Origin of the sequence: Nocardioides exalbidus (genome assembly GCF_900105585.1) — a bacterium.
Classification (GTDB): domain Bacteria; phylum Actinomycetota; class Actinomycetes; order Propionibacteriales; family Nocardioidaceae; genus Nocardioides; species Nocardioides exalbidus.
The window spans coordinates 1,959,649-1,980,695 of sequence record NZ_FNRT01000002.1 but is presented as its reverse complement, the minus strand read 5'-3'; the positions used below and the strand labels follow the sequence as shown (position 1 = coordinate 1,980,695).

The window sequence follows — 21,047 nt, the reverse complement described above, 5'->3', positions numbered from 1 at the left end:
TGCGTGCCGTGACCACCTCACCCGGGATCCACGTGCTGACCGCGACGTTCGACGACCTGCCCGCCCGCACGGCGTACGACGTCTGGCGGTTGCGGCAGCAGGTGTTCGTCATCGAGCAGGACTGCCCCTACCCCGACCTCGACGGCCGCGACCTGGAGCCGACGACGACGCACGTCGTGCTCCTGGAGGATTCGGCCGACGGGCAGGCCGTCGTGGGGACGCTCCGGGTGCTCGACGACGGCGACTGGGCCCGGATCGGTCGCGTGGTGGTCGCACCGGCCGGTCGAGGTCGCGGGCTCTCGGGCCTGATGATGGACCGGGCGATGGAGCTGTGCGGCGACCGCGAGGTGCGGCTCGACGCCCAGACCGGGCTGGCCGGCTTATACGGCGGCTACGGCTTCGAGGTGACCGGACCCGAGTTCGACGAGGACGGCATCATGCACGTGCCGATGAGCCGCGCCGCGCGTCCGGCACGACCATGAGCAGCGGGCCGAGGACCTCCTCGCGCACCAGCCGCGACTGACGGTCGAGCCCGCCGACGACGGTCGGCGCGAACCACCAGCCGTTGCGGTCGAGGGTGGTGCCGCCGAGCGCGATGTCGCCGCCCTCGCTGCGCGCGAGCTCGACGTAGCGGCGCACGCGGTCGCGGGCCACGCCCGAGCGCAGCGGCCCGCAGAGCGTGGCGGGGTCGGTCGGGTCGCCGACGGCGACCTCCTCCATGGCGTCGATGGCGGCGGCCAGCGCCTCCATGTAGCGGTGCTGGGGCACGAGCACCGACGCCGGCAGCCGGCAGGCCTGGCCCGCGTTGGCGGCGACGGTGACCGCGGCGGCCGACACGACGGCGGTCAGGTCCGCGTCGTCCGCGGCCCGGATCGTCAGGGGGCCGCCGACGTCGAGGCGGACGTGCTTGCCGGCCTGGCTCGCCGCGACCTTGACCCGCTCGCCGGCGTGCGCCGACCCGGTGAAGGAGACCTGGTCGACGCGGCGGTCGCGGGTGAGCGCGATGGCGACGTCGACGTCACGCGTGGAGACGACGTTGAAGACACCGCGGGGCAGGTGCTGGGACGCGATCCGGCCGAGCTCGAGCGCCGCTCCGGCCGCCTCGGGGGCGGGCTTGAGGACGATCGTGCCGCCGGCGACGAGCACCCGGGCAACCTCCTCGAGGGCGACCGCGAGCGGCGAGGTGGCCGGCGTGACGACCACGGTGACGCCCTCCTTGCGGCGCGTCGGGCGGGTCGGCAGCTCGGCGATGGGGGCGTCGACGTGGGCCGCTCGCAGCGACACCGGCACCCCCGTCTCGGTGGCGACCAGCTCGGCGAGGTCGTCGGCGGCGGCGAGCAGGGCGTCCTTGAAGCGACCCAGGGTGTCGATCCGCAGGCCGGTGTCGGTGCTCCAGGTGGTCGCGCGGTGGGCCGTCCAGGCCGCCTCGGCGGCGGCGCGCACGTCGACGAGCCCGGCGTCCGGGACGTCCCACAGCAGCTCGCCGGTCGACGGGCTGCGAGCCGGGAAGCTCCACCCCTCGGCGGTCGCGCGCAGCGCGCCGTCGATCGGCAGCCCCTCGGGGGCCCAGGAGTCCGTGCTCACGGGTCAACTCCATCACGAGCGACCCGATCCCGTCTCCCGCGCGGTCGACGGCGGACGTACCTTTACCCTCGGCCCATGCGTGACGACCTCGGCGCCGACGTCCCCCTCGCCAGCCCGGCGACACGGGTGGTGTCCCTGGTCCCGTCGCTGACCGAGGCCCTGGCGGCGACCGCACCCCAGGTGCTCGTGGGCGCGACGGACTGGTGCACGCACCCGGCCGACCTGTCCGTGGACCGGGTGCGCGGCACCAAGAACCCCGACCTCGCCGCGATCCGGGCGCTCGCCCCCGACCTCGTGGTCGCGAACCAGGAGGAGAACCGCGAGCTCGACGTGCGCCGCCTCCGCGACGCCGGCGTGGCCGTCTGGGTCACCCGGATCGAGACCGTCGCGGAGTCGCTCACCTCGATGTCGCGGCTCCTGTCGACGGCGCTCGGACTCCCCGATCCGGCGTGGCTCGTCGCCGCGCGCTCGCTGTGGGCTGCGCCGGCCCCGCCCCGGCTGACGGTCGCCGTGCCGATCTGGCGCGACCCCTGGATGGTCGTCGGCCGGCCGACCTACACCGACGACCTCCTGCGGTCGGCCGGTCTGCTCAACGTGCTCGCCGACTCCGCGGACGGGCGCTACCCGTCGGTCGACCTCGCGTCGATCGACCGCGCCGGCGCGGACGTCGTACTGCTGCCGGACGAGCCGTACGTCTTCACCGCCGACGACGGGCCCGAGGCCTTCGCGACGCCGACGCGGCTGGTGTCGGGGCGGCTGCTGACCTGGTACGGCCCGGCGATGGTCGAGGCGCACGCGCTGCTCACTACCCTGCAGCCATGACGCGCGACCCGATCTCGGAGGCCCACCGCCAGTGGGTCGCGCACGGCTGGCCGGAGGCCGCCGACGGGATGGCGATGGTGACGTCGGTCGTGCGCGCCCAGCAGCTCCTGCTCGAGCGGATCGACGCCGTGCTGCGCCCGCGCGGACTGACCTTCGCCCGCTACGAGGTGCTGCGGCTGCTGTCCTTCACCCGCGAGGCGGCGATGCCGATGTCACGGCTCGGGTCGCTGCTGCAGGTGCACCCCACCAGCGTCACGAGCGCGGTCGACCGGCTCGTCGCGCAGGGCTACGTCGAGCGCGTCCGCAGCGACGAGGACAAGCGGGTGGTCCGCGCGGTGCTCACCCCCGCCGGCCGCGACGCGGTCGAGGAGGCCACGGCGGCCCTCAACGGCGAGGTCTTCGAGACCCCCGGCCTGCCCGCGGGCGACGTACGCGACCTGACCGACCGGCTCACCGCGCTCCGGACCGGGCTCGGCGACACCGTCTGAGGTCCGCTCGCCGGAGCTGTGCACCCGAGTCTCCCGCTTCGGCACCCAGATCTGGGCCGACAACCGGGGCGGTCACCGGATATCCGGTGACCGCAGCAGGTGACTCGCGGGTAATACTTGGATGTCCTACTATCGAGCCATGGCCGACTCGAGCACGCTCCACACGCCGCAGCACCCGATCCGCCTCGTGACCGCGTCAAGCCTGTTCGACGGCCACGACGCGTCGATCAACATCATGCGGCGGATCTTCATGAGCCAGGGCTGCGAGGTCATCCACCTCGGCCACAACCGCTCGGTGCAGGAGGTCGTGGACGCCGCGCTCGAGGAGGACGCGCAGGGCGTCGCGGTGTCGTCCTACCAGGGCGGGCACGTGGAGTACTTCGAGTACCTCGTGGAGTCGCTCCGCGCCGCCGGCGCCGGCCACGTGCGCGTCGTCGGCGGTGGTGGCGGCGTCATCGTGCCGGCCGAGATCGCCCGGCTGCGCGAGTCGGGCGTCACGATCTTCTCCCCCGAGGACGGCCAGAAGATGGGCCTCGTCGGGATGATCAACTCGGTCGTCGCCGACTGCGACATCGACCTGTGGGCCGACCGCCAGGTGACCGTCGAGCAGGTGCTGACCGGCGACAGGTTCGCCGTCGCGCGCGCGATCACCGGCGCCGAGGAGGGCCGCCTCGACGCCGCGATGCTGGCCGAGGTCCGGGCCGCCGCGCAGCGCCGCGTCGTGCCCGTCCTCGGCATCACCGGCACCGGCGGCTCGGGCAAGTCGTCGCTGACCGACGAGGTCGTACGCCGCTTCCGCACCGACCAGCAGGACAAGCTGAGGATCGCGGTGGTCGCGGTCGACCCGACCCGGCGCAAGGGCGGCGGCGCGCTCCTCGGCGACCGGATCCGCGCCAACTCGCTCGACGGCGACCGGGTGTTCTTCCGCTCGCTCGCCACGCGCGGGTCGCACGAGGTCCCCGACCACCTCGCCGACGTGATCGACGTGCTGAAGGCCGCCGGCAACGACCTGGTGGTCGTGGAGACGCCCGGCATCGGCCAGGGCGACGCCGGCATCGTGCCGCTCGTCGACCACTCGCTCTACGTGATGACGCCGGAGTTCGGCGCCGCGTCGCAGCTGGAGAAGATCGACATGCTCGACTTCGCCGACACCGTCGCCATCAACAAGTTCGAGCGCCGCGGTGCGAAGGACGCCCTGCGCGACGTCGGGCGCCAGCTGGTCCGCAACCGCGAGGCCTTCGGCAAGCAGCCGCACGACATGCCGGTCTTCGGCACCAGCGCCGCGACCTTCAACGACGACGGGGTCACCGCGCTCTACCAGCACCTCCGTGACGAGCTCGCCGAGGCCGGGCTGGTGCTGGGCGAGGGCACGCTGCCGCACACCGACGTACGCCACTCGTCCGGAATCCGGCAGGTCGTGCCCGCCGACCGCGTGCGCTACCTCAGCGAGATCACCGAGACCGTGCGCGGGTTCCACGCGCGCACCGAGGAGCTCGCGGAGGCGGCACGCAACCTCCAGCGCGTCCAGCACGTCGCCGACCAGCTCGACGAGGGCGACGCAGGCGGCGTGCCTGCCCTGCTCGAGTCTGCGCGGAAGGCGGTGCCCCACGAGGTCGCCGACCAGCTCGCCGGCTGGCCGGCGGTCGTCGAGTCGTACTCCGGCGACGAGCAGGTCGTCGTGGTGCGCGACAAGGAGATCGCCACGAAGCTCACCCGCGAGTCGCTGAGCGGCAACAAGGTGCCGCGGGTCGCGCTGCCGCGCTTCACCGACCACGGCGAGCTCGTCCGCTTCTGGCGACGCGAGAACCTGCCCGGCTACTTCCCCTTCACCGCGGGCGTCTTCCCGTTCAAGCGCGACGGCGAGGACCCCGCCCGGATGTTCGCCGGCGAGGGCGACCCGGGCCGGACCAACCGCCGCTTCAAGGTGCTCTCGAAGGACGGCGACGCCAAGCGCCTGTCGACCGCGTTCGACTCGGTGACGCTCTACGGCCGCGACCCCGACCCGCGTCCCGACGTCTACGGCAAGGTCGGCACGTCCGGCGTGTCCGTCGCGACGCTCGACGACATGAAGGTGCTCTACGACGGCTTCGACCTCGTGTCGCCGTCGACCAGCGTCAGCATGACGATCAACGGCCCGGCGCCGACCGTGCTCGCGTTCTTCCTCAACACCGCCATCGACCAGCAGCTCGACGCCTTCCACGCGAAGGAGGGCCGCGAGCCCAGCGACGACGAGCACGCCCAGCTCGCGGCGTACGCCGTCGCGAACGTCCGGGGCACGGTGCAGGCCGACATCCTCAAGGAGGACCAGGGGCAGAACACCTGCCTGTTCTCCACGGAGTTCAGCCTGCGCTGCATGGCCGACATCCAGGAGTGGTTCATCGAGCACCAGGTGCGCAACTTCTACTCGGTGTCGATCTCCGGCTACCACATCGCCGAGGCCGGGGCGAACCCCATCAGCCAGCTCGCCTTCACCCTCGCCAACGGCTTCACCTACGTCGAGGCCTACCTCGCGCGCGGCATGGACATCGACGACTTCGCGCCCAACCTGTCGTTCTTCTTCTCCAACGGCATGGACCCGGAGTACTCCGTCATCGGCCGCGTCGCGCGCCGCATCTGGGCGATCACGATGAAGGAGAAGTACGGCGCCAACGACCGGTCGCAGAAGCTGAAGTACCACGTCCAGACGAGCGGCCGCTCGCTCCACGCACAGGAGATGGACTTCAACGACATCCGCACCACGCTGCAGGCCCTGATCGCGATCTACGACAACGCGAACAGCCTCCACACCAACGCGTACGACGAGGCGGTGACGACCCCCACGGAGGAGTCGGTGCGCCGCGCGCTGGCGATCCAGCTGATCATCAACCGCGAGTGGGGCCTGGCGATGAACGAGAACCCGCTCCAGGGGTCCTTCATCATCGACGAGCTCACCGACCTCGTGGAGGCCGCGGTCCTCGAGGAGTTCGACCGGATCAACGAGCGCGGCGGCGTGCTCGGCGCGATGGAGACCGGCTACCAGCGCGGCCGGATCCAGGACGAGTCGATGCTCTACGAGAACCGCAAGCACGACGGGTCGCTGCCGCTGATCGGCGTGAACACCTTCCTGAAGGAGTCGCGCGACGAGGCCCCGCACACGATCGAGCTGGCCCGCGCCACCGAGTCCGAGAAGGAGTCGCAGCTCTCCCGCGTGCGTGCCTTCCAGGCCGCGCACGCGCCGGAGGCGCAGGAGGCGCTCGCCCGGCTCAAGGCCGCCGCGGCGAACGGCGACAACGTCTTCGCCGTGCTGATGGACGCTGCCCGCGTCTGCTCGCTCCAGCAGGTGACCGAGGCGTTCTTCGAGGTCGGCGGGCAGTACCGCCGCAACGTCTGAGCCTGACAAGTCCCGGCTCGGGCCGCTCGAAACGTGACTAGTCGGCCGCCGGCAGGTCGAAGCGGAAGACCGACCCCCCGCCCGGCGGCGTGGCGAGGCACTCGATGGTCCCGCCGTGGCGGGTCACGATGGTCTGGCAGATCGAGAGCCCCATCCCGGTCCCCCGGAAGTGGGCGCGCACCGAGTTGCTGCGGTGGAAGCGCTGGAAGATCAGCGCGCGCTCCTCGTCCTCGACACCGACGCCGTCGTCACTGATCTCGACGACCACGCGCGCACCGTGCCGGTGCGCGGTGACGGCGACGCGGGCGGGCGCGCCGGGCTTGGCGTACTTCACCGCGTTGCCGACGAGGTTGGCGAAGAGCTGGCGCACCGCGACCGGGTCGGCGTGCACGGCCGGCAGGTCGTCGGGGACCTCGATCGAGTCGTCGGGACCGAGCAGCGTCGCCGCCTGGGCGAGGAGCCCGTCGTCCCCGCTGAGGGGTACGTCCTCTGCCGCGAGCTCGCCCGACTCCGCCTGCGCGTGGGCGAGCAGGTCGTCGATCAGGTCGCCCATCTGCTCGGCGGACCGCGATGCCCGGGTGAGCGCGTCGAGCGCCTCGGCGCCGGGGTGCGTGTCGGCGATCGCCATGTCGAGCCACGACACCGTCGCGCTCAGCGGCCCGCGCAGGTCGTGGGCGGCGGTCGAGGCGAAGGTGGCGAGCGGCCGGAGCCCGGAGCGGTGGTCGGTCACCTCGCGCAGCACCAGCAGGGCCGCGGAGCTCGCGCCGTCGTCGCCACCTCCGGCGAGCGGCGTACGCGTCACGGCGAGCACCATCTCCTCGCCGCGCGGCAGGATCAGCACCACGTCACCCACCCCGAGCTCCGGGCGTGCCGCGCCGGTGTTGGCGGGGTCGGGGCGCAGGACGAGCTCGACCAGCTCGGCCAGGGCGACCACGTCGGGCGCTCCGGGGAGGACCCGGTGGGCCAGCATGCGGCTCGCGCCGTTGCTGCGGTCGACGCTGCCGTCACCGGCCAGGACGACCAGGCCCTCGTTCATGCTCTCGGTCATCTCGGCCAGGAGGTGCGCCTGCTGCGACGAGGCCTCCTGGGACCGCGTCGCGGACAGGTAGAGGGCGTCGATCCGGTCACCGAGGGCACCGACCGCGAGGCCGGTGAGCAGCACGACGACGACGAAGACCTGCGAGACGAGCGCGGCCTCGAGAGGTTCGGCGCGGGCGAAGGGGCCGAACCCCATGAGGGTCAGCCAGAGGCCGATGCTGCCGAGGACGAGGCAGTGCACGGCCGCGGGGAACGTGCGGAAGCGGGCCGCCGACCACACGCTGAACGTGACGACGAGGTAGGCGAGGGGGAGTGACTGGAGGAAGATCACGAAGGTCACGACCACCGAGACGAGCCACAGCGCTGCGAGCTCGCGGCGGTGTCCACCCTGTGCCCGCTGTGGGATCGGCTGGGTCAGCCACTCCCATGCGAGGTGCCCGACCCCACCCACCGCGAGCACGCCGGTGACGTGCCGGGCGAACCACGCGACGAACGTCCAGGCGTCGACGCTGGCGTCGCTGCTCCACAGCGCGACCGTCCCGATCCCCGCACCCACCACGCAGCCGACGACCACCGCGCCTGTCGCGACGGCGAGCGTCCGCGGCGAGCGGAGGCTGCGCGATCCCCCGGCACCGAGCATCTCGGGGCACCACGTGCGGACGAGCAAGACGATCACCCACGTCTGGACGACGATCGACAGCGCCCCGAGGACCATCAGCAGCGGGGCGGCATTGGTCAGGCCGAGGATGAGCGCGTGCACGAGGGCGAGGGGCGCGAGCACCCGCCACTGGTGCCGCGGCGACTCGGTCAGCAACCACATGGTCGCGACGCCGGCGGCCGGCCAGACGAGGCTGACGCTCTGGCCGTGCACGATCGTCATCCGGCCGACGACGGTCAGCACCCCGTAGGCCACCGCGAACGACGCGACCGCGAGCAGCGGGAGCGTGGTCCGGGGGGTCGCCGGCGCTGCGCCGTCCGGACCGGACGGGTCGTGCACACCGAGACTGGGGCCCCGGGGGTGGAGGGCCGTCATGTGCGCAAGGGTACGACCGCGGCTGCTCCGTTGCGGAGTGCGTGTCCACCGAAGACGCTGATGTTTGACCGGAGATTGAGAGTCCGGCGCGCCGTTCGCTGAGGGGGTCAGAGGTTGACGGAGATGTCCGCGTCCTTGCGCAGCGACTTCACCAGCGCCCCGGCGACCTTGCTGATCTCCTGCGCCTTGGCCTGCTCCTCGACCTGGTCGTGCGCGTCGGCGAACGACGGGAACGAGCCCTCCTGGCCGGACTGCGCCTGCTGCTGCTTGGCCTGGTCGTAGAGCGTGCGCAGCTCCTTCTCGGTCGGCGCGATCTCGCCCTCCTCGTCGGTGACGAGCTTCTCGACGAGGACCTGGGTCTCGATCTGCGAGCGTGCCGTCGCCTCGTCCATGCCCTGCTGCGCGACGGCGTCGAGGAGCGCGTCACCCGACTCCATCCCGTTCTGCTCGGCGAGCGAGGTGAGCTCGTCGTCGACGTCCTGGTCGGTGACCTCGATGCCGCGCGAGTCGGCCTCCTGCGCGAGGAGCTCGGTGTCGACGAGGTCGTCGACGGTCTGCTTCTGCAGTGCGGCCTCGTCGACGTCCTGACCGGTCGTGGCGGACTGCGCCGTGGCCTGCTGGAAGCTGGCCTCGTAGATCGGGCTGAACTCGTCCTTGGTGATCTCCTCGCCGTTGACCTCCGCCACCACGTCGGGGACGTCGGAGAGGTCGGGCGCCGCGGCACCGGCGCCACCATCGGCGTCGGAGGAGCCCGACGCGTCGGCGGTCGGCGAGTCGCTCGCCCCGGCCTTGGCGTCGTCGTCGCTGCTGCCGCCGCAGGCGGACAGGGTGAGGAGGGCGGTCGCCGCGAGGGCGCCGAGGGCGGTGCGGGTGCGCTGGGTGCGATTCAGGGAAGTCATCGCGTTCGACGGTACGCACCGAACCTGAGCGCGCTCCTCAGGGTTCTCAGGCACTGTGCACCCGAGTCTCCCGGTTGTCGGCCGAGATCTGGGCCGACAAGCGGGGCGGTCACCGGATATCCGGTGACTCCCGCGGGACCACGGCGTCAGAGGTCCTCGAGCGTGTCCGGCACGACCAGGGCGTCGGGGTCCTGGCGCACGGGGAGCTCGGCGAGGGCGGTGCGCACGAGCGTGAGGCGCGCGGCCACGGCCACCTTCTGGCGGATCCTGCCGACCCCGCTCTCGCCGAGGGTCTGCTCGACCGCGGCGCCGATCTGCTCGTCGGTGAACGTCGGCCGGGTCCCGGCCTCGACCTCGATGTCGGGGAGCGCGAGCATGACCGGCAGCACCTGGCTGCCCACGGCCTCGAGGAGGTGGTAGCGGTCGATCTTGCTCATCGCCTCCCACTTCTCCTCGCCCTTGCCGCGCTTGCCGATCTTGCCGCCGGCCACGATCTTGGCGGCGGCGGTGACGGCGACGGTCAGCTCGTGCTCGGTGAAGCGCATGGGCCCAAGGATGCCAGCGGGGTGCGACCTCAGTAGTGCGCGGTCATCACGTGCTTGATACGGGTGTAGTCGTCGAAGCCGTAGCCGGAGAGGTCCTTGCCGTAGCCCGAGTGCCCGAAGCCGCCGTGCGGCATCTCGGAGACGAAGGGGATGTGGGTGTTGACCCAGACGCAACCGAAGTCGAGCTCCCGGGTCAGCCGGTCGGCCGTCCCGTGGTCGCGCGTCCACACGCTGCCGGCGAGGCCGTAGGGGACGCCGTTGGCCATCCGCACCGCCTCCGCCTCGTCGTCGTACGCCTGCACGGTGAGGACGGGGCCGAAGACCTCCTCCTGCACGATGCGGTCGTCCTGGCGCACGCCGGTCACCACGGTCGGCGCGAAGAAGAAGCCCGCGTCGCCGTGGCGCGCGCCACCGGTGCGTACGTCGGCGTGGCCGGGCAGGTCGGCCAGGAAGGCCTCGACCTTGGCGAGGTGGCCGGCGTTGTTGAGCGGGCCGTAGTCGGCGGTGTCGTCCGACGGCGGGCCCGGACGGGTGCCATCGGCCTCCTTCACGAGGAGCTCGACGAGCTCGTCGTGGACGGAGCGGTGCACGATCACGCGGGTCGCGGCGGTGCAGTCCTGGCCGGCGTTGAAGTAGGCCGCGGCGGCGATCATCTCGGCCGCCCGGGGCAGGTCGGCGTCGGGCGCGACGACGACGGGCGCCTTGCCACCGAGCTCGAGGTGGGCGCGCTTGAGGTTCTTCGCGGCGGACGTGGCGACCTCGATGCCGGCGCGGACCGAGCCGGTGATCGCGACCAGGCCGGGCGTCGGGTGCTCGACGAGGAGCCGACCGGTCGAGGCGTCGCCGTTGACGACGTTGAGGACACCGGCGGGCAGCACCCCTCCGGCGATCTCGGCGAGCAGCACCGTCGAACGGGGCGTGGTGTCGCTGGGCTTGAGCACGACCGTGTTGCCGGCGGCCAGCGCGGGCGCGATCTTCCAGATGGCCATCGCGAACGGGTAGTTCCACGGCGTCACCTGACCGACGACACCGATGGGCTCGCGGCGGATCGAGGAGGTGTGGCCCTCGAGGTACTCCCCCGCCGACTTGCCCTCGAGCAGTCGGGCGGCGCCGGCGAAGAAGCGCAGCTGGTCGACGCCCTGGTCGACCTCCTCGCTGGCGACGTAGCGGATCGGCTGGCCGGTGTCGCGCGCCTGCACCTCCGCGATCTCGTCGCGCCGCTCGGCGATCGCGCTGGCCAGGTCGAGGAGCAGCCCCTGCCGGCGACCCGGCGTGAGCCGCTTCCAGGTGTCCGACTCGCGAGCGGCAGCGGCGTACGCCCGGTCCACCTCCGCGGTCGTCGAGACCGGCGACCGGCCGTCGAGCTCGCCCGTGGTCGGGTCGACCAGGTCGATGAACTCCGTGGCCGCGGAGTCGACGAGCTCGCCGTCGACGAAGTTCTGGATCGGGTCGGACATGGAGGCTCCCTGGGACTGGACGGGGTCAGGCGACGTAGATCTTGCGGAGGGTCTCGTGGACGACCCAGGTCGTGTGCTCCCCGGCACGCAGGCGTACGACGGAGCCGGCAGCGAGGTCGACCCGCTCGCCGTCCTCGAAGGTGACGGTGGCCGAGCCGGACAGGACGACGAAGACCTCGTCGACCTCGACGTCGGTGGCCGTGCCGGGGCTCATCTCCCACACGCCGACCTCGACGCCGGCGACGGCGGCGAGGGCACGCGAGCCCGCCGACGGCGACCCGTCGACGACGGTCGCGGGGTCGAGCGGTGCGGTCGGCACGGCGGCCTCGACGTCGAGCACGCGGAACATCTGCCCATCGTCCCAGCAGTCGCGCGCGGGCGGACCGACGATCTGTCGGTTGTTGCGGTCCTCTTCGGACGATCTGGCTGATCGGCAACCTGACTTGTCAGGCTCTTCCTCAACATGTCGGGCCTTGCACGGGCCGACATGTTCAGTGATCCCCGGCTCACCGGGGATCACGAGAAGAGGTCGTCGGCCACCAGCGCGACGTGGAGCGACACCCGGACGTCGGGGTCGTCGAGGTCGGCGCCGAGGATCGCCTCGATCCGGGCGAGCCGGTCGTAGAACGCGGCGCGCGACAAGTGCAGGCTCGCGGCCGCCTCGGTCTTGCTCGCCGGGTGCGTCAGCAGCGCCCGCAGGGCGGCGACCAGGTCGGTGCGGGAGCCGTCGGCCCGGTCGTGCCGGCGGAGGGCGGCGAGCTCGCGGTCGACGAAGAGCCGTACCCGCTCGTCGTCGCCGAGCAGCGCGAGCAGGCCACGCAGGTGGAGGTCGGCGAGGCGGTGGACGTCGGGGTCGAAGTCCCGGCGCGACTGGGGCGCCGCGTCGGCGACCTGACCGGCCTCGGTGAGCGTCCGCGCGATGCCGGCACGGTCGGACACGGCCCGACCCGCAGCGAGCACGACGTCGTGGTGCGGCCGCACCCGCGCGGCCACCCGGTCGACGAGCTCGTCCGCGTCTGCCGGGGCCGGCGCCGAGACCAGCACCCGGAGGTCGCGCTCGACCTCGCAGACCAGCGCCGGGAGCCGCAGCCCGTGGGTCGCGCGCACGACCGTGGCGGCGACCTCGTCGAGGTCGGCCGGGGCCGAGGTGCCGATGCGGGGCCGGACCACGAGCCCGACGAACGACCGCCGCCGGATCGGGAACCCGGCCAGCTCGCAGCGGTGCAGCACCTCGTCGGAGTCGGGGGTCTCGGTCAGCCCGGTGAGCAGCTCGAGGTGGGTGCGCCGCATGAGGGTGCCGCGGTCGCGGTCGTGCAGCCGGTGCAGGGCGAGCGCGGCGGCGGCGCGCTCGGCGACGGCGACGAGCCGCTGCGGAGGCGCCGCGGGCGATCCGATCACGAGGCGGCCCCAGGCCTGGTCGGCGCTGCCGAGCCGGGTGACGAGCCAGCCGTTGGCGGCGTCCCAGCCGGTGCGCCCGGTGACCTCGACGCGCCGGGACCGGGCGGGCCAGCCGTCGAGGAAGCCGGCCGAGCCGGTCGGGTCGTCGGGACCGGCGAAGTAGTCGAGCGGGCGGTGTTGGGCGTTCTCCACGACGACCGGGCCGCCCGCGAGGCGCTGCACGGCCTGGAGGATCTCGACCGGACCTGCCTGGCTGAAGCTGAGCTCGGTGAACGTCTCGTGCACCCGCTGGGCCTCGCGCAGCTCGGTGAGCTGGTGGTCGACCACGCGCTCGCCGATCTCCTGGGCCAGTGCGGCGAACCGGGTCTCCCGGTCGAGCACGACCAGCGGCAGCCCGTGCCGCTCGCAGGCCTCGACCAGCGCGCCAGGGAGGGCGGTGGTCCAGCGTCGGCCGAGCTCGACGACGACCCCCGCGCTGCCGACGTCGACCAGCTCGTCGACGAAGGCGGTCAGTCCTGGGGTGTCGTCGTCGTCCGGGAGACCGGTGCCCATGGTGAGCACCAGGTCACCGGCGCGCAGCAGGTCGCGGACGTCGGGGCGCTCGGTGGCGTGCACCCAGCGGATCGGCCGGTCGGTCGCCGAGGCGCCGGCGACCACCCGGGGCGCCGCCCGGCGGAAGGTGGGCAGGGCGAGCGCCTCCTGGAGCGTCACGCCCGGCGTCACCTCGGCCACGGCCGCAGCCTACGACCACGCCCGACGGTCTGTCTGGCACGCGACCTCGATGCCGACGATCCGACAGCGGCGTCGGCATCGTACGACGAGCAGGATGGCGTCCATGACCACCCTCGATCAGCAGGACATCGTGCACTGGGCCGACGGCGCCCTCCTGACGGGCGAGCCCACCGGCTGGGCCGACGTGACCAACCCGGCGACCGGCGAGGTGACCGGACGCGTCGCGCTGGCCGGCGAGGCGGACGCCGCGCAGGTGATCGCCGCGGCGAAGCGGGCGTCGAAGGCGTGGGGCACGACGTCACTGGCGCGTCGTACGCAGGTGATGTTCGCCTTCCGCGAGCTGCTGAACAGCCGCAAGGACGAGCTCGCCGCGATCATCACCGCCGAGCACGGCAAGGTGCACTCCGACGCCTTGGGCGAGATCGCCCGGGGCCTCGAGGTCGTCGAGTTCGCCTGCGGCATGTCCCACCTCCTCAAGGGCGGCCACAGCGAGGAGGCCTCGACCGGCGTCGACGTGCACTCCAAGCGCGTCCCCCTGGGTGTCGTGGGGATCATCAGCCCCTTCAACTTCCCGGCCATGGTGCCCATGTGGTTCTTCCCGGTCGCGATCGCCGCCGGCAACACCGTCGTGCTCAAGCCGAGCGAGAAGGACCCGTCGGCCGCGAACTGGCTGGCCGCGCTCTGGCAGGAGGCCGGGCTGCCCGACGGCGTCTTCAACGTCCTGCACGGCGACAAGGTCGCCGTCGACGCGCTGCTCACCAGCCCCGACGTCGCCTCGATCAGCTTCGTCGGCTCGACGCCGATCGCGGAGTACGTCTACGAGACCGCGAGCCGCCACGGCAAGCGCGTCCAGGCCCTCGGCGGCGCGAAGAACCACATGGTCGTCCTCCCCGACGCCGACCTCGACCTGGCCGCCGACTCGGCGGTCAACGCGGGCTACGGCAGCGCCGGCGAGCGCTGCATGGCGATCAGCGTCCTCGTCGCGGTCGACCCGATCGGTGACGAGCTGGTCGCCCGGATCGCCGACCGCACCCGGACGCTCCTGATCGGCGACGGTGGGCGCGGGGCCACGGGCGAGCAGAAGGAGGCCGACATGGGCCCGCTCGTCACGAGGGCCCACCGCGACCGGGTCTCCTCCTTCATCGACTCGGGCGAGGCCGCCGGCGCGAAGGTCGTGGTCGACGGCCGCGACGTCACGGCGCGCGGCGGTGAGCAGGGCTTCTGGCTCGGCCCCACGCTCTTCGACGACGTGACGCCGGACATGGACATCTACACCGAGGAGATCTTCGGCCCGGTCCTGTCCGTGGTGCGCGTGAAGACCTACGAGGAGGCCGTCGCGCTGGTCAACGCCAACCAGTACGGCAACGGCACCGCGGTCTTCACCAACGACGGCGGCGCCGCGCGGCGCTTCGAGGCCGACGTCGAGGTCGGCATGATCGGCGTCAACGTCCCGGTGCCGGTCCCGGTCGCCTACTACTCCTTCGGCGGCTGGAAGCGCTCGCTCTTCGGCGACACCCATGCCCACGGCACCGAGGGCGTGCACTTCTTCACCCGCGGCAAGGTCGTCACCACCCGGTGGATCGACCCCGCCAACCGGCCCGCGGGCGGTCTCGAGCTGGGGTTCCCGCGCAATGACTGACGTCCTCTCCACGACCAGCGACCTCGCCAGCACGTACGACGCCGGGCGGGCCTACGAGCTCGACCGCGCGCACGTCTTCCACTCGTGGTCCGCCCAGGCCGAGATTTCCCCGATGGTGATCACCCGCGCGGAGGGCAGCCACGTCTGGGACGGCGCCGGCCAGCAGTACCTCGACTTCTCCTCCCAGCTGGTCTTCACCAACCTCGGCCACCAGCACCCGCGCATCGTCGCCGCGATCCAGGAGCAGGCCGGCCACCTGGCCACGGTCGCCCCGGCCTTCGCCAACGGCACGCGCTCGGAGGCCGCCCGGCTGATCGCCTCGCACACCCCCGGCGACCTCGACCACGTCTTCTTCACCAACGGCGGCGCCGACGCCAACGAGCACGCCGTACGCATGGCGAGGCTGCACACCGGCCGGCACAAGGTGCTCACGACCTACCGCAGCTACCACGGCGGCACCCAGCTCGCGGTCAACATGACCGGCGACCCGCGGCGGTGGGCCAGCGACCACGGCTCGACCGGGACCGTGCACTTCTTCGGGCCGTTCCTCTACCGCAGCGCCTTCCACGCCACCACCGAGGCCGAGGAGTGCCAGCGCGCGCTCGAGCACCTCGAGCAGGTCGTCGCGCTCGAGGGACCGTCGACCGTCGCCGCGATCGTCCTCGAGGCGATTCCCGGCACCGCCGGGATCATGGTCCCGCCGCCCGGCTACCTCGCCGGCGTGCGCGAGATCTGCGACCGCCACGGCATCGTGCTGGTGGCCGACGAGGTGATGTCGGGCTTCGGCCGCTCGGGACGGTGGTTCGCCGTGGAGCACGCATCACACGGGGCAGGCGTGGTCCCCGACCTGCTCACCTTCGCCAAGGGCGTCAACAGCGGGTACGTCCCGCTCGGCGGCGTCGCGATCAGCGATGCCGTCCACGCGACGTTCGCCCACCGCTCCTACCCCGGCGGGCTGACGTACTCCGGCCACCCGCTGGCGTGCGCGGCCGCGGTCGCGACCATCCGGACGATGGAGGACGAGGACGTCGTCGGCCGCGCGGAGCGGCTCGGCGCCGACGTGATCGGCCCCGGCCTGGCGGCGCTCGCCGCGAAGCACGACCGGATCGGCGAGGTGCGCGGCACGGGCGCCTTCTGGGCGATCGAGCTGGTCAGCGACCGGGCGACCCGCGAGCCGCTCGCCCCCTACGGGGGCTCCAGCCCGGAGATGGGCGCCATCGTCAAGGGCTGCCAGGAGCGCGGCCTGCTGCCCTTCGTGAACTTCAACCGGATCCACGTCGTGCCGCCGCTGACGACCAGCGACGAGGAGGTTCGCGAGGGCCTGGCGATCCTCGACGACGCGCTCGCCGCGACCGCCTGACACGTGCCTCCCCACCCGACCGCCTACGAGCGCCACGCCCCCGACCCGCGGGTCGTCGAGCGGTCGCTCGCGGGCAGCCGGCAGGCGGTCTTCTGGCTCGAGGACGCCGGTGCCGCACAGCAGTTCCCCGAGCTCTCGGCGAGCACGACGGCCGACCTCACCGTCGTCGGCGGCGGCTACCTCGGCCTGTGGGCGGCCGTGCACGCCAAGCGCCGCGACCCCGGCCGCCGGGTGGTGCTGCTCGAGTCGCACACCGTCGGCTGGGCGGCGTCGGGGCGCAACGGCGGGTTCTGCGAGGCCTCGATCACCCACGGCGAGGACAACGGGCGCAGCCGCTGGCCCGAGGAGTACGACGTCCTCGAACGCCTTGGGCGCGAGAACCTCGACGCCTTCGAGGTCGACGTCGGTGACCTCGGGCTGGCGTGCGAGTGGGAGCGCGCCGGGACGCTGTCGGTCGCCGTCGAGGAGCACCAGCTGGAGTGGTTGCGCGACGAGCCGGGCTTCCTCGACACGACGCGGGTGCGGGAGGTGATCGACAGCCCGCTGTTCCTCGGCGGCTCCCTCGACGCCCACCTCGATCGGCCCGACACCGCCCTCGTCCACCCCGCCCGGCTGGCGCGGGAGCTCGCCCGGGTCGCCGCCGGGCTCGGGGTCGAGGTCCACGAGCACTCGGCCGCGACCGTGTTGCGTCGTACGTCCTCGGGCCGGGGCGTCGAGGTGCACACCGACCGCGCCGTCGTGACCTCCGCCGACGTCGTGCTCGCGACCAACGTCTTCCCGTCGCTCCTGCGCCGCAACCGGCTGATGACCGTGCCGGTCTACGACTACGTCCTGATGACCGAACCGCTGACCGACGACCAGCTCGCCTCGGTCGGCTGGGCCGGGCGGCAGGGCCTCGGCGACCTCGCCAACCAGTTCCACTACTCGCGCCTGACCCGCGACAACCGCATCCTGTGGGGCGGGTACGACGCCGTCCATCCCGTCGGCGGCCGGGTGGCAGCGCGCCACGAGGACCGGCCCGAGAGCCACGCCCGGCTGGCCTCGCACTTCCTCGCGACCTTCCCGCAGCTCGAGGACGTGCGGTTCAGCCATCGATGGGCCGGTGCGATCGACACGTGCACCCAGTTCACCGCGTTCTACGGCCTGACCCACCACGGCCGGGTGGCGCACGCCGCGGGCTTCACCGGCCTGGGCGTCGGCGCGACCCGGTTCGCCGCCGAGGTGCTGCTCGACCTGCTCGCGGGCGCGGACACCGAGCGGACCCGGCTGCGGATGGTGCGCGAGCGGCCACTGCCCTTCCCGCCCGAGCCGCTCGCGTCGGCAGGCATCAACCTGACCCGCTGGTCGCTGGACCGCGCCGACCACCGCGAGGGGCGACGCAACGCGTTCCTGCGCGTGCTCGACGCGGCCGGGCTCGGCTTCGACTCGTAGGCGCGCCACGCCACGTCGTGCCCCGCTGCGACGCCGGTCGGGACTGCACCTTGCCTGTGCACAGTGGGGGGCGGCAACAGGCGACACACCGGCGTCGCAGGGGGCGGTCAGGCGGCCGGGACCCTCCCGGCGAGACCAGCGCGCAGCTCGCTCAGCACCCGGTCGAGGATGCGCGAGACCTGCGCCTGCGTGAGTCCGACGGCCCGGGCGATCTCGCGCTGGGTGAGCTCGTCGCGGAAGCGCAGCCGGACCACGAGCCGGTCGCGCTCGGACAGGAGGCGGACGACCGGCGCGAGCACGACGTGCGCCTCGGCCTGGGAAAACCTGCGGTCCTCGCTCCCGAGGAGCTCGCCCAGGGTCGCGTCGCCGTTGCCCACGGGGAGGTCGAGCGAGGCGGGCGTGAAGCAGCCGTCGGCGGCCAGGGCCTCCTCCACGTCGGCGAGGTCCGCGTCGAGGTGCTCGGCGATCTCGCTGGGACGCGGCGAGCGACCGAGCCGGGCGGCCAGGGTGTCCTCGATGCCTGCGATGCGCGCCTGCAGCTCCTGCACGCGGCGCGGCGGACGCACCATCCACCCGTGGTCGCGGAAGTAGCGGCGGATCTCACCCCGCATGGTCGGGACGGCGTAGGACATGAACTCGTGCCCTGCCGCGGGGTCGAACCGGTCGGCCGCCTTGGTGAGCCCCAGCAGGGCCACCTGCTCGAGGTCGTCGAGGTCGATGCCGCGGTTGCGGTAGCGCCCGGCGATCGAGCGCGCCACCGGGATGTGGGACTCGATCAGCTCGTCACGAGCCGCTCGGTCGCAGCCGGGCTCGAGGTGCGGGACGAGGTGCGGGACGAGGTGCACGGGCACCATGGGTCGGCCCCCTTTGCGGCGCAGTCAGGTGGAGAGCTGCCGGCGTCTCCAGCAGGTCACAACCTGAACGTGACATGTACAGCAGATCCACAACAGCCGGAAAGCGAATCGCCGCGTCAATTCCGCCCTGACGCACCGGGCGGCCTGGGCGACCCGGGTCAGCCGAGTGTGCGCGTCAGGGTCTGGCGGGGGTTCTCGTGGAAGACCTGCCGGTAGTCGGCGGCGAACCGGCCCGGGTTGTAGAACCCGAACCGGGCCGCCACGTCGCTGACCGACGCCGCGGTCCCGTCGCGCAGGGACTGACGTGCGAGGTCGAGCCGGACCCGGCGCACGTAGGCCAGCGGGGTGCAGCCGAGGTGGCGGCGGAACGCGTACTGCAGCGTGCGCGGAGACACCCGGCAGGCGCGGGCGAGCTCGGCGAGGCTGAGGTCGTCGTGCGCGCGCTCCTCGATCACGTCGATGGCCCGGCGGATCGTCGAGGGCGTGGCGTCGCGCAGGTCGCGGTCGTCCCGGCCGCGGTCGCCGCCGACGACGTTGTTGGGGAAGGTCTGCAGGAGCACGTGCCCCAGCAGCCGGGTCGCCTCGGCGTGCGCCAGCTCGTCCTCGGCACGGGGGAACCACGTGACCAGCTCGTCGACCGTGGCCCGCCACCGGGCGCCGGCGGCCGGGGACCGGGGGACGTAGGACGTGAAGGCGATGTGCTGCCACGGGTAGTCGGGCTCGACCTCCTCCACGGCCGCCGTGATCGTCTCGGCCGTGAAGGTGGTCGCGCGGACCTCGTAGCGGTCCCCGCTGCGCCCGCGGAAGGGCATGTCCCACCCCGCAGCGAGCACGGTGTCGCCGTCGTGGCTGTGGTCGGTGACCCCGTCGCGGGTGTACTCCAGGTCGCCGTCGATCATGTCGACGACGACCAGTGCGGGCATCGGGTCGGAGTCGAAGGCGAAGCGCGCGTCGATCTTCAGGTGGTCGAACGCGATCCCACCGTGGTCGGCGCGCTGGTGCTGGACGGTGCCCATCCGGCCGGAGAGCCGCAGCGTGGTGCCGTAGGCGGTGTCGAGCCAGTGGCGGGCGGCGTCACCGCGGCCTTCGAAGTCGAAGTCACTCCGGGCAGCGGGTCGGGCAGAAGTCGGCATCGGGCGGGACCCCCTCGGAAGAGGCGAACGGCGACCGCGGGCTCGAGTCTCCTCGACTCTAACCGAACGTCACAAAGGCCGGGGTGGGAACTGTTGAGGTCGCCCCTGTAAACTCGACTCGCTGTTCAACCGCTCCGCCCTGTGTCCGCGGACCTCCGTCATTGAAAGGTGACGCATGACCGGGACACCCTCACACCCCGGCGAGCCCGCACAGCCCGCCGACCCGCTCCGCGAGGAGATCGCGAACCTGCAGGACGTGGTGCGCTCGCACCACGACGTCGGCCGCGCACTGGGCCTGATGACCGTGCGCTTCGCGTGCAGCACGCCCGAGGCGTGGCGCACGCTGCAGCAGGTGGCGCGCGACGCGGGCTCCGAGGTGAGCACCGTCGCGCGCGTCCTCGTCGCCGCCCACGACGGCTCGGCGGGTGCTGACGACCTTCGGATGATCGCCTCCTTCGAGGACTGCCTGCCGGAGGGTGGGTGGCCGGTCGGGCCGTGGCAAGATCCGTCGTCATGACGATCGACGACGCGGCCCTGGCCGAGAGCATCCGCCGGCTGGCCGAGCCGCGCGCCGACGACGGCAGGATCCACTCCGCGCTCCAGTTCGTGGTCACCGCGTGCGTCGACCTCTTCGACGTCGACGGCGCGGGCATCCTGATCTCCGACGAGCAGGACATGCTCAGCTATGCCGCCGCCAGCGACGGCCCTGGTCGCATCCTGGAGAAGACCGAGGCCGAGGCGGGCGAGGGTCCGTGCACCGAGGCCTTCGTCAAGTCACAGGTCGTGACCAGCCACGACATCACCGCTGAGCCCGAGCGCTGGCCGCGACTCGCGGCGGTCCTCGCCGACCAGCCCGTGCGCGCCGTGCTCGGCGTGCCGGTCCTGCTCGGCGGCGTCCCCGTGGGGACGCTCGACGTCTACCGCGAGCGCCCACACGTCTGGGACGACAGCGAGGTCGCCGCCCTGACCCGCTACGCGGAGGTCATCTCGACCACGCTCTCGGCAGCCCTCCAGGCCCACACGGCGGGTGAGCTGGCCAAGCAGCTGCAGTACGCCCTCGACTACCGCGTCGTGATCGAGCGAGCCGTCGGGTTCCTGATGGCGAAGCAGTCCACCGACGCGGTGGCGGCGTTCAACGAGCTGCGCACCGCCGCGCGCAACCGACGGACCAAGATCGGGAAGATCGCCGAGCACCTGCTCGACACCGGTAGCCTTCCTGACTAGCCCGGTCCGTTGCGGGGCTCGTCCCACCGGCGCACCGGTG

The 21,047-nt window shown here is 72.7% G+C and carries 18 protein-coding genes; 9 read left to right on the top strand and 9 right to left on the bottom strand.

The features are described from left to right. Positions 1–8: 8 nt before the first annotated feature. Positions 9–482 carry a GNAT family N-acetyltransferase gene (locus tag BLV76_RS09785; protein ID WP_245734616.1) on the top strand — a complete coding sequence of 158 codons (474 nt, stop codon included), beginning with the start codon at positions 9–11 and terminating at the stop codon, positions 480–482. Here the strand turns inward: BLV76_RS09785 and BLV76_RS09780 are convergent. Next, positions 436–1,584, bottom strand: coding sequence for an aldehyde dehydrogenase family protein (locus BLV76_RS09780; protein WP_090968957.1), 1,149 nt, complete (start codon positions 1,582–1,584; stop codon positions 436–438). The two genes, BLV76_RS09785 and BLV76_RS09780, sit on opposite strands and share 47 nt — an antisense overlap. 75 nt (positions 1,585–1,659) lie before the next feature. On the opposite strand from BLV76_RS09780, the gene BLV76_RS09775 reads away from it, so the two are divergent. From BLV76_RS09775 to icmF, 3 genes are all read left to right on the top strand, one after another. Continuing rightward, positions 1,660–2,406, top strand: a complete 747-nt coding sequence (locus tag BLV76_RS09775) for a helical backbone metal receptor (protein ID WP_090968956.1) — start codon at positions 1,660–1,662, stop codon at positions 2,404–2,406. After that, positions 2,403–2,894 (top strand): MarR family winged helix-turn-helix transcriptional regulator, encoded by a 492-nt coding sequence (locus tag BLV76_RS09770; RefSeq protein WP_090968955.1) that lies wholly within the window; start codon positions 2,403–2,405, stop codon positions 2,892–2,894. The genes BLV76_RS09775 and BLV76_RS09770 overlap by 4 nt, the downstream gene beginning before the upstream one ends. Before the next feature lie 139 nt (positions 2,895–3,033). After that, on the top strand, positions 3,034–6,264 hold the full coding sequence (gene icmF, locus BLV76_RS09765; protein ID WP_090968954.1) for a fused isobutyryl-CoA mutase/GTPase IcmF: 3,231 nt from the start codon (positions 3,034–3,036) through the stop codon (positions 6,262–6,264). Positions 6,265–6,301: 37 nt separating this feature from the next. On the opposite strand, the gene BLV76_RS09760 is transcribed toward icmF, so the two are convergent. The 6 genes from BLV76_RS09760 to BLV76_RS09735 all read right to left on the bottom strand — a co-directional run bounded on the left by BLV76_RS09760 (position 6,302) and on the right by BLV76_RS09735 (position 13,366). Beyond that, positions 6,302–8,335 (bottom strand): ATP-binding protein, encoded by a 2,034-nt coding sequence (locus BLV76_RS09760; RefSeq protein ID WP_090968953.1) that lies wholly within the window; start codon positions 8,333–8,335, stop codon positions 6,302–6,304. A gap of 107 nt (positions 8,336–8,442) precedes the next feature. After that, entirely contained in the window at positions 8,443–9,234 is a 792-nt protein-coding gene (locus BLV76_RS09755) for a SurA N-terminal domain-containing protein (protein WP_090968952.1), read from the bottom strand. Positions 9,235–9,380: 146 nt separating this feature from the next. Beyond that, complete coding sequence (locus tag BLV76_RS09750; RefSeq protein WP_090968951.1) at positions 9,381–9,779, bottom strand: hypothetical protein; 399 nt, start codon at positions 9,777–9,779, stop codon at positions 9,381–9,383. 29 nt (positions 9,780–9,808) lie between these two features. Further along, the gene (locus tag BLV76_RS09745; protein WP_090968950.1) at positions 9,809–11,236 is read right to left on the bottom strand and encodes a gamma-aminobutyraldehyde dehydrogenase; all 1,428 of its coding nucleotides are present in this window, start codon (positions 11,234–11,236) and stop codon (positions 9,809–9,811) included. A 25-nt stretch (positions 11,237–11,261) separates the two neighbouring features. Further along, positions 11,262–11,585, bottom strand: a complete 324-nt coding sequence (locus tag BLV76_RS09740) for a cupin domain-containing protein (protein ID WP_090968949.1) — start codon at positions 11,583–11,585, stop codon at positions 11,262–11,264. A 167-nt stretch (positions 11,586–11,752) separates the two neighbouring features. After that, entirely contained in the window at positions 11,753–13,366 is a 1,614-nt protein-coding gene (locus tag BLV76_RS09735; protein WP_245734615.1) for a PucR family transcriptional regulator, read from the bottom strand. A 103-nt stretch (positions 13,367–13,469) separates the two neighbouring features. Between BLV76_RS09735 and BLV76_RS09730 the strand changes: the two genes are divergently transcribed. From BLV76_RS09730 to BLV76_RS09720, 3 genes are read left to right on the top strand one after another with little or no spacing between them, the layout of a single operon-like run. Then, entirely contained in the window at positions 13,470–15,005 is a 1,536-nt protein-coding gene (locus tag BLV76_RS09730) for a CoA-acylating methylmalonate-semialdehyde dehydrogenase (RefSeq protein ID WP_090968948.1), read from the top strand. After that, complete coding sequence (locus BLV76_RS09725; protein ID WP_090968947.1) at positions 14,998–16,365, top strand: aspartate aminotransferase family protein; 1,368 nt, start codon at positions 14,998–15,000, stop codon at positions 16,363–16,365. Before BLV76_RS09730 ends, BLV76_RS09725 begins: the two co-directional genes overlap by 8 nt. 3 nt (positions 16,366–16,368) lie before the next feature. Further along, positions 16,369–17,796, top strand: coding sequence for an NAD(P)/FAD-dependent oxidoreductase (locus tag BLV76_RS09720; protein ID WP_090968946.1), 1,428 nt, complete (start codon positions 16,369–16,371; stop codon positions 17,794–17,796). 107 nt (positions 17,797–17,903) lie between these two features. On the opposite strand, the gene BLV76_RS09715 is transcribed toward BLV76_RS09720, so the two are convergent. Further along, positions 17,904–18,650, bottom strand: coding sequence for a sigma-70 family RNA polymerase sigma factor (locus BLV76_RS09715; RefSeq protein WP_090968945.1), 747 nt, complete (start codon positions 18,648–18,650; stop codon positions 17,904–17,906). Positions 18,651–18,808: 158 nt separating this feature from the next. Then, positions 18,809–19,783, bottom strand: a complete 975-nt coding sequence (locus BLV76_RS09710) for an AraC family transcriptional regulator (protein WP_090968944.1) — start codon at positions 19,781–19,783, stop codon at positions 18,809–18,811. A 175-nt stretch (positions 19,784–19,958) separates the two neighbouring features. On the opposite strand from BLV76_RS09710, the gene BLV76_RS09705 reads away from it, so the two are divergent. Next, on the top strand, positions 19,959–20,300 hold the full coding sequence (locus BLV76_RS09705; RefSeq protein ID WP_090968943.1) for an ANTAR domain-containing protein: 342 nt from the start codon (positions 19,959–19,961) through the stop codon (positions 20,298–20,300). Next, positions 20,297–21,007: a GAF and ANTAR domain-containing protein gene (locus BLV76_RS09700; protein WP_090968942.1), complete on the top strand. Its 711-nt coding sequence runs from the start codon at positions 20,297–20,299 to the stop codon at positions 21,005–21,007. Before BLV76_RS09705 ends, BLV76_RS09700 begins: the two co-directional genes overlap by 4 nt. The last annotated feature ends 40 nt before the right edge of the window (positions 21,008–21,047 follow it).

Excerpts from the sequence above, each read along its gene's own strand:
- BLV76_RS09710 (WP_090968944.1), bottom strand. The coding sequence starts at position 19,783 with ATGCCGACTTCTGCCCGACCCGCTGCCCGGAGTGACTTCGACTTCGAA.
- BLV76_RS09770 (WP_090968955.1), top strand. The coding sequence starts at position 2,403 with ATGACGCGCGACCCGATCTCGGAGGCCCACCGCCAGTGGGTCGCGCAC.
- BLV76_RS09705 (WP_090968943.1), top strand. The coding sequence starts at position 19,959 with ATGACCGGGACACCCTCACACCCCGGCGAGCCCGCACAGCCCGCCGAC.
- BLV76_RS09760 (WP_090968953.1), bottom strand. The coding sequence starts at position 8,335 with ATGACGGCCCTCCACCCCCGGGGCCCCAGTCTCGGTGTGCACGACCCG.
- BLV76_RS09740 (WP_090968949.1), bottom strand. The coding sequence starts at position 11,585 with ATGTTCCGCGTGCTCGACGTCGAGGCCGCCGTGCCGACCGCACCGCTC.
- BLV76_RS09745 (WP_090968950.1), bottom strand. The coding sequence starts at position 11,236 with ATGTCCGACCCGATCCAGAACTTCGTCGACGGCGAGCTCGTCGACTCC.
- BLV76_RS09750 (WP_090968951.1), bottom strand. The coding sequence starts at position 9,779 with ATGCGCTTCACCGAGCACGAGCTGACCGTCGCCGTCACCGCCGCCGCC.
- BLV76_RS09725 (WP_090968947.1), top strand. The coding sequence starts at position 14,998 with ATGACTGACGTCCTCTCCACGACCAGCGACCTCGCCAGCACGTACGAC.
- BLV76_RS09755 (WP_090968952.1), bottom strand. The coding sequence starts at position 9,234 with ATGACTTCCCTGAATCGCACCCAGCGCACCCGCACCGCCCTCGGCGCC.
- BLV76_RS09700 (WP_090968942.1), top strand. The coding sequence starts at position 20,297 with ATGACGATCGACGACGCGGCCCTGGCCGAGAGCATCCGCCGGCTGGCC.
- icmF (WP_090968954.1), top strand. The coding sequence starts at position 3,034 with ATGGCCGACTCGAGCACGCTCCACACGCCGCAGCACCCGATCCGCCTC.
- BLV76_RS09715 (WP_090968945.1), bottom strand. The coding sequence starts at position 18,650 with ATGGTGCCCGTGCACCTCGTCCCGCACCTCGTCCCGCACCTCGAGCCC.
- BLV76_RS09775 (WP_090968956.1), top strand. The coding sequence starts at position 1,660 with ATGCGTGACGACCTCGGCGCCGACGTCCCCCTCGCCAGCCCGGCGACA.
- BLV76_RS09730 (WP_090968948.1), top strand. The coding sequence starts at position 13,470 with ATGACCACCCTCGATCAGCAGGACATCGTGCACTGGGCCGACGGCGCC.